Below are 12,458 nucleotides of genomic sequence, written 5' to 3' on the forward strand. Positions count from 1 at the left end.
TCAATCGTCTTTGGACAGCTCCAGCGGAGTATTCAGCTTGCTCAGCAATCCTTTGCGCAGGTCATTGCCGCTCGGTTGCTGATACATGCTGAGCCCGAATTCGGGCAGCACTGACAACAGATAGTCGAAAATATCGCCCTGGATTTGCTCGTATTCGCTCCACACCGTGGTCCGGGTAAAGCAATACACCTCAAGGGGTACACCCTGTGGCGTGGCTTGCATCTGGCGGACCATGCAGGTCATGTTCGGCTGAATGTCGGTATGGCTTTTCAGGTAGGCCAGGGCATAGGCGCGGAAAGTGCCTATGTTGGTCATGCGCCGACGGTTGGCAGACATGGCCGCGACATTGCCCTGGGCTTCGTTCCAGCTTTTGAGCTCTGCTTTCTTGCGATGCAGGTAATCGCTCAACAGGCGTACCTGTTCCAGGCGCTGCTCCTGCTCATCGGTCAAAAAAGCAATGTCGGCGGCGTCAATATACAGGCTGCGCTTGATCCGGCGTCCGCCGGACTGCTGCATGCCACGCCAGTTTTTGAACGATTCGGACATCAAACGCCAGGTCGGAATCGAGACAATGGTTTTGTCGAAGTTCTGTACTTTGACGGTGTGCAGGGTGATGTCGATTACATCGCCATCGGCACCGACCTGCGGCATCTCGATCCAGTCGCCTACGCGCAGCAAATCATTGCTGGTCAACTGCACGCTGGCCACAAACGACAACAGCGTGTCCTTGTAGACCAGCAGAATGACAGCAGACATTGCGCCAAGGCCGGAGAGCAGCAGCATTGGCGAGCGGTCGATCAGGGTTGCGACAATGATGATTGCGGAGAACACATACAGCAGCATTTTAGTCAGCTGAATGTAGCCCTTGATCGGCCGGGTCTTTGCGTAATTGGTGCGCGAATAGATATCGAGCAAGGCATCCAGCAGTGAGCTGATCACCCGCGTGAGCACAAAAATGGTTATGGCCAGCGCCAGGTTGCCAAGGAAGTGGCGACCGTTGTCGCTCATGTCCGGCACCAGGTTGCGTCCGAACTGCACCATCAGGGAGGGGGTCAATTGCGCCAGGCGATGGAACACCTTGTGTTCGCGTAAATCGTTGATCCAGTGCAGGGCCGGCTGACGGCCCAGGATTTTGGTCACGCGCAACACCAGGATGCGTGCAATGTGACCGGCCAGCAGGGCAATGCCCACCAGAACGATCAGACCCAGCATGGCACTGACCCAGGGATGTTGATCCAGGTTTGCCCAAAGGGTCTGGATTTGGGTCCAGAGTGGTTGAGTTTCCATAAGCTAAAACGATATCCCAGTAATAAATGGCCATGGGATTAGAGCACTTCAGAGCAATTTATGGGCTCAGGTTGGACTAAAGACCCTAAAAAACCATTTGTTTCATGCCGTTCGTGCAAAGTAACTCGGCCTTGGCGCTCGAAACCGTTACTCTATGCCGCTGATTTTTTGTATTTCTTCGAGGTAGCACCCGTGTTTTCCGATTTCGCCCTGCACGAACGCCTGCTTAAAGCTGTGGCCGAGCTTAAATTTGTCGAGCCTACGCCTGTGCAAGCAGCGGCCATCCCGCTCGCGCTCGAAGGGCGTGACCTGCGGGTTACAGCTCAAACCGGGAGTGGTAAAACTGCCGCTTTCGTACTGCCGATTCTGAATCGTCTGATTGGTCCAGCCAAAATCCGCGTAAGTATCAAAGCGTTGATTCTGCTGCCGACCCGCGAGCTGGCACAACAAACGCTCAAGGAAGTTGAGCGTTTTTCGCAGTTCACGTTCATCAAGTCCGGCCTGATCACCGGCGGTGAAGACTTCAAGGTCCAGGCCGCCATGCTGCGCAAGGTGCCGGATATCCTGATCGGCACCCCGGGTCGTTTGCTGGAGCAACTGAATGCCGGCAACCTCGACTTGAAAGAAGTTGAAGTGCTGGTACTCGACGAAGCCGACCGCATGCTCGACATGGGCTTCTCCGAAGACGTCCAGCGTCTGGTCGACGAGTGCCCTAATCGCCAGCAGACCATGCTGTTCTCGGCCACCACCGGTGGTTCGGGTCTGCGCGAGATGATCGGCAAGGTGTTGAACAATGCCGAGCACTTGCAGCTCAATCAGGTCAGCCAGCTGAACGCTACCACGCGTCAGCAAATCATCACCGCTGACCACAACCAGCACAAAGAGCAGATTGTTAACTGGCTGCTGGCAAACGAGACGTACCAAAAAGCGATCGTTTTCACCAATACCCGCGCTATGGCAGACCGTATCTACGGTCGTCTGGTGGCTCAGGACTACAAAGCGTTTGTCTTGCACGGTGAAAAAGACCAGAAGGACCGCAAGCTGGCCATCGACCGCCTGAAGCAGGGCGGCGTCAAGATTCTGGTAGCCACCGACGTGGCGGCCCGTGGCCTGGACGTTGAAGGCCTGGATCTGGTGATCAACTTCGATATGCCACGCAGCGGCGACGAATACGTGCACCGTATTGGTCGTACGGGTCGTGCGGGTAACGATGGCCTGGCCATCTCGTTGATCTGCCACGGCGACTGGAACCTGATGTCCAGCGTCGAGCGCTACCTGAAGCAGAGCTTCGAGCGCCGCACCATCAAGGAAGTCAAAGGCGTTTACGGCGGTCCGAAAAACGTCAAGGCCTCGGGCAAAGCTGTTGGTGTGAAGAAGAAAAAAACCGACGCCAAGGGTGTCAAGAAGAAGTCGGGCGCCAAGGCTCCGACCAAGCGCAAAATTGCCAACCGCCCGAAGACTGATGCACTGTCGCTGGTCAGCAAGGACGGCATGGCTCCGCTCAAGCGCCGCAAGCCAGAAGCACCGGCTGCTGAATAAAGCGCAGGTGTAACCTACAAAAAACCCGGCCTGTGCCGGGTTTTTTGTTGTCTGAAAAGGCTGTAGGCGTTGCTGTTTGTCAGGTAGATCGACGTCGTGGGAAAGCCCGCTCCCACAATAAATCAGGGCTCAGTAAAAAGTTCGCTCGGCCTTGAATGTCAGCAAGCCATCACACTGGGCGTTTTGCCCCGAATACGCTGAACAGTCTGTGCCGTCCAGGCTGGAGTCGCTGTAGATCAGATCCAGGTCGATGCCCATCCAGGGGCGGGAAAATTTTATCGACCAGTCATTGAAAGCGCTCACGCGGCCACCATCGGCAATGGATACGGGGGAGCCCAATTGGTGGGTGGTGTATTTCATGCTCACTCCGATACCGAAGGGCTGGTTGACCCCCAGGTCGGCAAACAGCGTGCTGTCGCGTCGGTCCGGGTCGTTGCTGAAAGCGGCGCCAAAGCGCGTACCCAGCACGGTCAGGCCGGCAAAAATCTGCTGACTGTCCAGTGAGTCGAGTTTGGGGTAGCTGTAGTGGATTACCCCCAGCTCGTAGCTCAGGGTTTGGTCGAAGGGGTGTTTGTAGCCCAGGTAGGAATCAACTTCCAGATTGCTGCCAGGCTTGATGCCCATGGTGGGTGCCCATTGGCCAGCGTACCAGCCACTGTCATGGGTCAGGTCCAGGCCGCCATGAAAGGTCGAGCCGGGGCTTGTAGGCTTGACCAGGCCCTGAGCCATGCTGCGGCTGGGCTGTGTGGCCAGTTTGAGGTCGAAGTTGCCCAGTTCGCGGGAAAAGACCTGTGCATCCACAATCGTGCTGGCCAGCAACGTGCCGGTCAGCAGTACCGCCCGTGTGAGCATAATCGGCTCCCTATATGGGCTCAAAGGCTTGATTCAGAGCCTTTGGAGCATACGCAGGAATATCGGCAATAAAGTGCCGTTCGTCGATTTATCGATTCGAATCAGGGATGTGGCGCAAGGGTGGGATAAATCGATAGTCCTAGCGCCTTGGAAGGCAAAGCGCAAGAGGACCAGATGACGCGAGGGGGTATTACTTCTTGCCGAGCGTGATTTGCTTGGACGGGCCAAAAGTTTGGCCGCTGACGCCTTTGTTGATTTGCTGGATCTCGCCGCCGGATTTCAAGAATGCTTCGATTTGAGCATTGATGGAATCACTGGTTTCTACAGCGGGAGCTGGCTTTGCTTTGCTGGCAGATGCTTTAACGCGCATGGCGGCTATTGACCTTTAGAAAATAACTTGGCCAGCGATAGTACCAGAAATACTTGACAATTGCTTGTTAAATATCTTCGTAAAATAATAGAGGTGGTGTCGGCGAAGACATAAGCAAGTGTCTAATTGCCTGCTAACTCGCTGTTTTAATTCATAACAGTGGAGGGATTTTAAACATGTTCAGGTGCTGCCGGACGGGAGGGTGGCCTCCTGCAGGCTGACGAGTGGCAGCCTGACAGCGTTAGAAAATCCTGATAAATCAAACCTTTCACAGATTTTTTGAATACCGGGTCGCGGCGCTCCAATTTGCCCCCCTAAACTCGGGTAGAATGCCGCCTACGTAATGAGGGTATTGGACATGGCTTTAATCGGTCGCTACAACAGTTTGCAAGTGGTTAAACATACAAGTTTTGGTTTGTATCTCGATGGCGGGGCAGACGGCGAAATCCTGTTACCGAATCGTTATATTCCCAAAGATATTCCCAGTGAAGATGAAGACTGGCTCAACGTATTTGTTTATTTGGACAGCGCTGACAAGTTAATTGCCACCACTGAAAAACCAAAAGTTCAGGTCGGTGAGTTCGCCAGTCTTAAAGTGGTTGAAGTTAACAGCATTGGTGTATTCCTCGATTGGGGTCTGCCAAAAGATTTGCTGCTGCCGTATTCCGAAGAAAAACGCCAGATGACCGCCGGCGAATATGTCGTGGTGCATGTCTACCTCGACAAGCACACACGCCGTATCACCGCGACTGCCCGTCTGGACCGTTATCTGGACAAAACCCCGGCCAACTATCAGGTAGGCCAGGAAGTTGATCTGTTGGTGGCCGAGGCCACGGACATGGGTTTCAAAGCCGTGATCAACAACAAGCACTGGGGTTTGATCCACAAGAATGAAATCTTCAAGTTCATGCGTGCGGGCAAGCAAGAGAAAGGTTTCATCAAGGAAATCCGCGCTGACGGCAAAATCAGCCTGAGCCTGCAACCGGTCGGCCAGGAAGCAGCCAGCAGCCTGAACTCAAAGATCCTCAGCAAGTTGCGCGACAATAACGGCGTGCTGGCAGTCAGCGACAAAAGTGCTCCTGAAGTGATCAGCAACCATTTTGGCGTCAGCAAGGGCAACTTCAAAAAAGCCATTGGCGCGCTGTACAAGGAAGGCAAGATTGCGATCCACCCGGACCGCATCGAATTGATCTGAACTGACGCAGGGAGGCTGGCGAGATGAGCAAGGCAGTGTGGGCGTATATCGGTGCGTTACTGGCTTTTCTGGTGCTCGACGGCCTGTGGCTCGGCGTGCTCATGAGCTCTACCTATAAAGAGCTGCTGGGCTCGTTGATGCTGGCGCAGCCCAAGTGGGGCCCGGCCATCGTGTTCTATCTGATGTACGTGCTGGGCGTGGTGTTCTTTGTCGTGCTGCCGGCCCTTGCCCGGGCCAGTGCGCGCAGAGCTGCATTGGCCGGCGCGTTCTTCGGGCTGGTCGCCTATGGCACTTACGACATGACCAACTGGGCTACGCTGCAAGGCTGGTCTGCCCAGTTGGCTTTGATGGACATGGCGTGGGGCGGGTTGTTGACCTGTCTTGCTTCATTGTCGGGTTACTGGACGGCCCGCAAGCTGGCGTCCTGACTCTATTTTCTTGCACGTTAAACACTGTGCTGTTCTGCATTTGTGCGGGCGTGGCTTTTTTTCGGGTGGACTATGAGTGTTACGCGGCGTGCAACGGATGCATTCGCACTGCAGGTCATGCTGGGCTTATGCCTGATCTGGGGCGTGCAGCAGGTCATCATCAAAATTGCCGCACCCGACATCGCCCCCGTGATGCAAGCGGCCTTGCGCTCAGGTATTTCAGCGCTGCTGGTGGGCCTGTTGATCTGCTGGAAGGGTGGGTGGAGCCAGGTGCCCGCCACCTGGCGTGGCGGCTTGCTGGCCGGTAGCCTCTTCGGCCTTGAGTTCTTCTTCATTGCCGAAGGGCTGCAACTGACCAGTGCTGCGCATATGTCGGTATTCCTCTATACCGCGCCCATTTTTACCGCCCTCGGAATCAACTGGCTGTTGCCCAGCGAGCGTTTACGACCGTTGCAATGGCTGGGGATCATTCTCGCGTTTGCCGGGATAGCCTTTTCTTTTGCCGGGGGGATTTCGTTTGCCGACATGGACCGCAACATGCTGCTGGGCGATGTCTACGGGATTCTGGCAGGCATGGCCTGGGGGGCGACCACGGTGGTGGTGCGCGGCTCCCGGTTGTCGGAAGCGCCAGTCACCCTGACCCTGTTCTACCAGCTTGTCGTAGGTTTTTTCGGATTGTTGGTAATTGCAGCGGCCAGCGGCCAGATCACCCATGTCAGCCTGACCACCGTCGCGGTGGCCAGCGTGCTGTTTCAGGGTTTGGTTGTGTCGTTCTTCAGCTACCTGGTGTGGTTCTGGCTGCTCAAGCGCTATATGGCTTCCAATCTGGCGGTGTTCTCATTCATGACGCCCCTGTTTGGCGTGACCTTCGGTGTGCTGGTGCTTCACGAGCCCCTGAGCGTCAACTTTGTCGTGGGCGCGATTCTGGTGCTGTGCGGCATCACGTTTGTCAGCGCTGAGCAGTGGGTGCGCCGCAAAGTGCGCGCTCTGCTGGGGCACTGATCGACTTCCAGGCAAGCACGCCAGCAAGCAACAGCCCGCTGGCGGCAATGATCAGCGCCGGTTGCAGTCCACCGCTGAAATGGCTGCTGAGGGCTGCCAGCAATGGCCCGGACAGCTGGCCCACGGCAAAGCAGGCGGTCAACAGGGCTGCGTTTCGGGCGGTGGCGCGGGGCGCCAGATCCCGTGAGCGCTGCATGACCAGCGACATGCAGGCCAGAAACGGCGTGCCGCACAGGATCACACCCAGGGCCAGGCCTGCGCTGCTCGGTATCAGGCACGCAAGTACGCCAAAGGCCTGAACCCACAGCGCGCCCATCAGCCAATAACGGGTGGTGGCAGGGCGATGACGACGAAAACTGATCAGTACCACGCCAATCGCGGCGCATAGCCCGAAGGCAGGCCAGAACAGATCGGCTTGCCATTGGCCGTGAAACCGTGCGTTTGCCATCTGTGACAAAAACGTCGCAGGAATGATGTACCCCAGGCCATACAGCCCATAAATCGCCCCCAGTCGTGCGATTCCGGGTTGGCGGCTGTCAGGTGCTGAGGTGTGGGTTTGTTCGGCAGTCGAAGCCGGTTGTGGCAGGGCGGGCCAAATCACCAGCAGCATCAGCAGCGCCGCCACGGCATAGATCATCCAGAGGGTGGCCGAGTTTTGCCCGGTTACATTGGCTGCCAGTGCCAACAAGCCGGTAAGCATCACGCCAAGACCGGGCCCGGCAAACACCAGGGCGCCCAGGCGTGGCCGATTCTCAGTGAGAGCTATGTGCTGACTAAGCGCGGTAATCATGACCATCACCCAGGCACTGGCGATACCGGAACCAAACCGCAAGAGCAGGTGCGGCCAAAAACCGTAGGCCCAGTACGAAACCAGAGTCAGCAGGACGCACAGCCACAGGCCAGTGTGCAAACGGCCGCGCACCTGCTCCGGACGCCGGGCGCGCATGGCATCCAGTGCTCCGAGCAGATAGCCAAGGTAGTTGGCGGCAGCAATCAGCCCGGCGCCGGTCAGGTCGATCTGCCCTTCACCAATCAAGTGAGGCAGTTGCGGGGTCAGGGAGAAGCGTCCAATGCCCATGGCCATCATGAGCGCGATAAAGCTGGCGAGTAAGCGGATCAGGGGCGACATGCTGCAGGTTCCTGGGTAAAGGCAATGACCGTCAGGCTAGTGCTGTTTGACTTTCCTTAAAAATGAATAATAGTGAGTGACTTATTCAGTTTTGGAGAATGGTGTGGAATTCAGCCAGCTACGGATTTTTCAGGCTGTGGCCCAGGAAGGATCGATCACTCGTGCGGCTGAGCGCCTGCATCGAGTGCCTTCAAATCTGTCGACTCGGCTCAAACAGCTTGAGGAACAGATGGGCGTCGAGCTGTTCGTACGTGAGCGCCAGCGCCTGCAGTTGTCTCCTGCGGGGCAAGTGTTGCTGGACTACACGGCACGGCTATTTGCCCTTCACGATGAAGCCCTGAGCGCCGTTCAGGGGGGCGTGCCTTCGGGCAAGTTCACGCTGGGGACGATGTACAGCACGGCGGCGATCCACTTGCCGGGTCTGCTGGCGCACTATCACCGCACGTATCCGGCAGTGAGTTTGCACGTTCAGTCGGGCCCCAGCGGCGAGTTACTCGAAGGGCTGTTGACGGGGCGTCTGGATGCCGCGCTGGTGGATGGCCCGCTGGAGTTGGCCGGGCTGGACGGTGTGGAGTTCTGCGAGGAGAGCCTGGTGCTTATCAGCGATCTGGACCATCCGCCGATTGGCCGTGCCCGGGACGTACAAGGCAGGGAAGTCTTTACCTTTCGTCAGGGTTGTTCGTATCGCGCCCGGCTTGAAGCCTGGTACGCCAGCGACCGTGCCTCCTTGGGGCGGGTGATGGAGATCGAGTCCTATCAAGGGATGCTGGCGTGTGTGGCGGCGGGTTCAGGGGTGGCGCTGATGCCGGCGTCGATGCTGGCCAGCTTGCCGGGGCGAGAAAATGTCAGGATACATCCCTTGAAACAACCTTTTGCCAGCGCCACAACATGGTTGATGTGGCGAAAAGGCATGATGGGCACCAACTTGAATGCGTGGATTGAGCTGCAGCAGACGGCGCCGTTGCCAAATGGGGCTGTGTCGCCGCAACTCAAGGTGCTGCCTTGAGTCAGATAAGTAGGAAATTAGCCTAAAGTTCATTGACCTTAGGCAAGCATTGAGTAGGACTTAGGGCTATTATCTGTGTGAAGCGACCACAGAATTCCCGTCGCCAGAGTGACCCCAAGGGGGATATATGAAAGACAAACTGCAAACCTGGCTTCATGACGTTGGTGTTGCGCTTGGCCTGATCGAGCCGCCACTGCAGCCTGTGCCGATTCCTGTCGATGACACGCGTCGCCGTCCACAACGTCGCCGCTAAGGCCTGATTGCACGTTAGACCAGCGCGCTGGTCGTGTTTCTTTCGGTCCTTGATCGGCGAAAGAGTTGTGTGCTGCAAAAAACAAAAGGGCAGTGTGAGCTGCCCCCTCCCTCCAGGTTTTTTCAGCCCATGGTGAAGCGCACGCTGTAATTGAGCGGCGCTTCGTCTGTTTTCTCCGTTACCCGCGCTTCACATTTCACATCGTCCATGCCTGTAGAGGTTGCGCTGGCTGACCGCGTAGCGCTCAGTGTCGGCTTGAATACGCCGAATGACTGGGTAACTCTCAGCGCCGTGGTAAAGGTGCATTCCCGATTGCCATTGGCATATGAAATGACTTCGCGCAGTGTCGCAGGGGTTTTTCGCGGGTACCCGAAGTTGGTCTGATAGTTCGCTTCAAAGGAGTGCTCGCCATACGGGTCCACATCAAAGAAGCCGGGGGCGGCCAGTGAAAGCTCCCAGCTTGAACGGTTGAGCTTGAGTGCTCCCGAAGTGTTATTGACGACTTCGAATGTCAATGTGGTGACGTCGGCTTGAGCGTTGACGCCGGTTAGCGCCAGGGTGCAAGCCATGACAGCGGTGGCCAGACAGTTGTTTGAGTAGGTCATGTGTTAAGTCCATTTAGTGAGTTGCACGTTGCTTGAAGGTGTGCGGCGACATCCCATGTGGCCGCTTTTCAAGCGTAGTTGGACTCATTGATGGGCTGGCAGAGATAAGGCGATGTATGGGCGGGGTATTGGTATTCGGGGGTGTATGAAAGAGGAAAACGGGTACGACCTGTCACGTCGTACCCGTCGAACAAAGGGTTTATCAGGCGGCGCTCACCACCGAAGCAGGGCGTCGATCCATCAGGCTAACCACAACAAAGCTGATCAGCGCCACGCCCAGGCTGTAATAAATGGGCGTGTTGGCTTCCAGGCCATCCTTGAGCATGAACCCCAGTGCCGTGACAAACCCCAGGCTCATGCTGGTGATGGCGCCCGCAGTGGTGGCCCGCTTCCAGAAAATCGCCCCGATCAATGGCACCAGCATGCCGCCGACCAGCAGGTTGTAAGCCAGGGTGAGGGCGCTGATGACATCAGAGACCACCAGGGCGATGCCCAGTACGGCAAAGCCTGTCAGCAAGGTAAACAAGCGGTTGATATTGAGGCTCGATTGCTTGCCGCCACGCAGCCTTGGCAGCAGATCCTCGGTCAGTACTGTGGAGGCTGCCAGCAAGCCAGCGCTGGCGGTCGACATCATGGCCGCCAGGGCCGCAGCGATCACCAGGCCGCGAATACCGTCTGGCAGCGAGACTTTCACGATGGCGGCGAAAGCGTTGTTGACGTTGTCCAGGTCCGGTAGCAGCACGTGGGCGGCCATGCCGATCAGCGCGCACGTCAGGCCGTAGAGGATGCAATACAGGCCTGCGAATGTCCCCGCGTACTTCGCCACCCGGGCCGTTTTGGCGGTAAACACACGCTGCCAGATGTCCTGGCCGATCAGGATGCCGAAGAAGTAGATCATGAAGTAAGTGATGATCGTGTCCCAGCCGATGCTGGTGAAGCTGAAGTTCGATGCGGGCAGCTTGCTGACCAGTTCGTCCCAGCCGCCGACGCGGTACAGGCAGATCGGCAGCAGCACGAACATCAGGCCGATGGTCTTGATCGCAAATTGCACGATATCTGTCAGGGTCAGCGACCACATGCCGCCAATGGTCGAGTAAATCACCACCACGCCGCCGCCCAGCAGTACGGAAATCCAGAAAGGAAGATCGAACAGGACTTCCAGTACGGTGCCAATGGCCAGAATCGAGGTCACGCCAATCATCAGCGCGTAGGCCAGCATGATCACCGCGCTGGCCTGGCGGGCCATCGGGTTGTAGCGCTTCTCCAGTACCTGGGTCACGGTGAATATTTTCAGCTTGAGCAACGGCTTGGCCAGGAACAGGTTCAGCGCGATGATCCCGCAACCCAGTGCGGCACACAGCCAGAAGCCTGAAATTCCGTGCACATAACCCAGGCGCACGGTGCCGACGGTGGAAGCCCCGCCCAGTACCGTCGCGGCCATGGTGCCCATGTAGAGCGTAGGGCCCAGGTTGCGGCCTGCGACCAGATAGTCTTCGTGGGTCTTGGCCTTGCGCATGCCGTAGTAACCCAGCACCAGCATTGCCGCAGCGTAGATAAGGACGACCAGTAGATCTAAAGCCATGATGGCGAATCTCCGATTATTTTTTTTATGGATGCAGCAGGCACGGTGGCTTGGTGCCGTAAAGCGCAAGGCTTGATGGCACCGCAAGGATGTCCTTATCGATGTACAACGCCGGGCAGCACGCAGAGCATTTCGTACAGCAGGTTGGCGCCCAGTAACGAGGTGTTGCCGGTGGTGTCGTAGGGCGGCGAGACTTCTACCAGGTCGCAGCCGACCAGGTCGAGGCCTTGGCAGCCGCGGATGATTTCAATCGCCTGAATGGTGGTCAGGCCGCCGATTTCCGGAGTGCCGGTGCCGGGAGCCCAGGCCGGGTCGATGCCGTCGATATCAAAGCTGAGGTAGACCGGGCCGTTGCCGACTTTTTCGCGTACCTGTGCCATCAGGGGCTCCAGGGACTTGTGCCAGCACTCTTCGGCCTGCACCACGCGAAAGCCCTGGTTGCGGCTCCAGTTGAAGTCTTCGGCGGTATAGCCCTGGGCGCGCAGGCCGATCTGAACCACGCGGTCACAGTCCAGCAGGCCTTCTTCAACGGCGCGGCGGAAGGTCGTGCCGTGGGCGATTTTCTCGCCGAACATATGGTCGTTCACATCGGCGTGGGCATCGATATGCACCAGCCCGACCTTGCCGTGTTTTTTGTGCATCGCCCGCAAAATCGGCAGGGTAATGGTGTGGTCGCCACCCAGGGTCAGGGGGATGACATCGTGCTCAAGGATTTCGTCGTAGGACGCTTCGATGATGCGCACCGCATCCAGCAGATTGAAGGTGTTGATCGCCACATCGCCAATATCGGCCACGGACAGCGAGTCGAACGGCGCGGCGCCGGTGGCCATGTTGTAAGGGCGGATCATCACCGATTCGGCGCGGATTTCCCGAGGACCGAAACGGGTGCCGGGGCGCAGCGAGGTGCCGATATCCAGGGGCACGCCGACAAAGGCCGCGTCCAGGCCCTTGGCCGATGGCAGGTGGGGCAGGCGCAGCATGGTGGCGATGCCGGCGAAGCGCGGCATTTCATTGCCGCCCAGTGGTTGATGAAGAATTTTGTCCACGGGTAAGGCCTCGTCGTTTGTTGTGGTTATGGCGTTCGATTCTGCGAAAGGCGCGAGGCGGGAAGAATCGCTGTGGGCAAATACTTAGTTCAGGTTTTTCTAAACTAATGGCGGTAGACTCTGGCTCTCAACGTCGCCTGTATGGCGAGCAAGTCCGCTCCCGC

At 57.4% G+C, this 12,458-nt stretch carries 13 protein-coding genes; 6 read left to right on the forward strand and 7 right to left on the reverse strand.

The window, feature by feature from the left end; genetic code table 11:
• The gene (locus KO536_RS22000; protein ID WP_133078989.1) at positions 1–1,287 is read right to left on the reverse strand and encodes a mechanosensitive ion channel family protein; all 1,287 of its coding nucleotides are present in this window, start codon (positions 1,285–1,287) and stop codon (positions 1–3) included.
• Between the two features lie 192 nt (positions 1,288–1,479).
• Here KO536_RS22000 and KO536_RS22005 point away from each other — a divergent pair, with 192 nt between their 5' ends.
• Entirely contained in the window at positions 1,480–2,826 is a 1,347-nt protein-coding gene (locus KO536_RS22005) for a DEAD/DEAH box helicase (RefSeq protein ID WP_133078990.1), read from the forward strand.
• 129 nt (positions 2,827–2,955) lie between these two features.
• Here the strand turns inward: KO536_RS22005 and KO536_RS22010 are convergent, their stop codons facing one another.
• Together KO536_RS22010 and KO536_RS22015 are read right to left on the reverse strand one after the other, a co-directional pair.
• Positions 2,956–3,678 (reverse strand): TorF family putative porin, encoded by a 723-nt coding sequence (locus tag KO536_RS22010; protein WP_219262940.1) that lies wholly within the window; start codon positions 3,676–3,678, stop codon positions 2,956–2,958.
• A gap of 190 nt (positions 3,679–3,868) precedes the next feature.
• Positions 3,869–4,048, reverse strand: coding sequence for a hypothetical protein (locus tag KO536_RS22015; protein ID WP_003441690.1), 180 nt, complete (start codon positions 4,046–4,048; stop codon positions 3,869–3,871).
• Positions 4,049–4,406: 358 nt separating this feature from the next.
• Between KO536_RS22015 and KO536_RS22020 the strand changes: the two genes are divergently transcribed.
• The 3 genes from KO536_RS22020 (at position 4,407) to KO536_RS22030 (ending at position 6,673) form a co-directional block, all read left to right on the forward strand.
• A complete protein-coding gene (locus KO536_RS22020) occupies positions 4,407–5,243 on the forward strand; it encodes a S1 RNA-binding domain-containing protein (protein WP_219262941.1) in 837 nt (278 codons plus the stop codon).
• 23 nt (positions 5,244–5,266) lie between these two features.
• Complete coding sequence (locus tag KO536_RS22025; protein WP_133078993.1) at positions 5,267–5,671, forward strand: DUF2177 family protein; 405 nt, start codon at positions 5,267–5,269, stop codon at positions 5,669–5,671.
• A 72-nt stretch (positions 5,672–5,743) separates the two neighbouring features.
• Positions 5,744–6,673, forward strand: coding sequence for a DMT family transporter (locus KO536_RS22030; RefSeq protein ID WP_133078994.1), 930 nt, complete (start codon positions 5,744–5,746; stop codon positions 6,671–6,673).
• On the opposite strand, the gene KO536_RS22035 is transcribed toward KO536_RS22030, so the two are convergent.
• On the reverse strand, positions 6,621–7,802 hold the full coding sequence (locus tag KO536_RS22035; protein ID WP_219262943.1) for an MFS transporter: 1,182 nt from the start codon (positions 7,800–7,802) through the stop codon (positions 6,621–6,623). The genes KO536_RS22030 and KO536_RS22035 overlap by 53 nt on opposite strands.
• Positions 7,803–7,905: 103 nt before the next feature.
• Here KO536_RS22035 and KO536_RS22040 point away from each other — a divergent pair, with 103 nt between their 5' ends.
• Together KO536_RS22040 and KO536_RS24355 are read left to right on the forward strand one after the other, a co-directional pair.
• A complete protein-coding gene (locus tag KO536_RS22040) occupies positions 7,906–8,808 on the forward strand; it encodes a LysR family transcriptional regulator (RefSeq protein WP_219262945.1) in 903 nt (300 codons plus the stop codon).
• A gap of 127 nt (positions 8,809–8,935) precedes the next feature.
• On the forward strand, positions 8,936–9,061 hold the full coding sequence (locus tag KO536_RS24355) for a PA1414 family protein (protein ID WP_019828748.1): 126 nt from the start codon (positions 8,936–8,938) through the stop codon (positions 9,059–9,061).
• Between the two features lie 122 nt (positions 9,062–9,183).
• On the opposite strand, the gene KO536_RS22045 is transcribed toward KO536_RS24355, so the two are convergent.
• The 3 genes from KO536_RS22045 to speB all read right to left on the reverse strand — a co-directional run bounded on the left by KO536_RS22045 (position 9,184) and on the right by speB (position 12,294).
• Complete coding sequence (locus tag KO536_RS22045) at positions 9,184–9,666, reverse strand: hypothetical protein (RefSeq protein WP_219262946.1); 483 nt, start codon at positions 9,664–9,666, stop codon at positions 9,184–9,186.
• A gap of 202 nt (positions 9,667–9,868) precedes the next feature.
• A complete protein-coding gene (locus tag KO536_RS22050; protein WP_219262948.1) occupies positions 9,869–11,248 on the reverse strand; it encodes a sodium:solute symporter in 1,380 nt (459 codons plus the stop codon).
• A 95-nt stretch (positions 11,249–11,343) separates the two neighbouring features.
• Entirely contained in the window at positions 11,344–12,294 is a 951-nt protein-coding gene (gene speB, locus KO536_RS22055; RefSeq protein ID WP_219262950.1) for an agmatinase, read from the reverse strand.
• Positions 12,295–12,458 lie beyond the last annotated feature (164 nt).

This window comes from Pseudomonas sp. NKUCC02_KPG (assembly GCF_019345465.1).
Lineage (GTDB): Bacteria > Pseudomonadota > Gammaproteobacteria > Pseudomonadales > Pseudomonadaceae > Aquipseudomonas.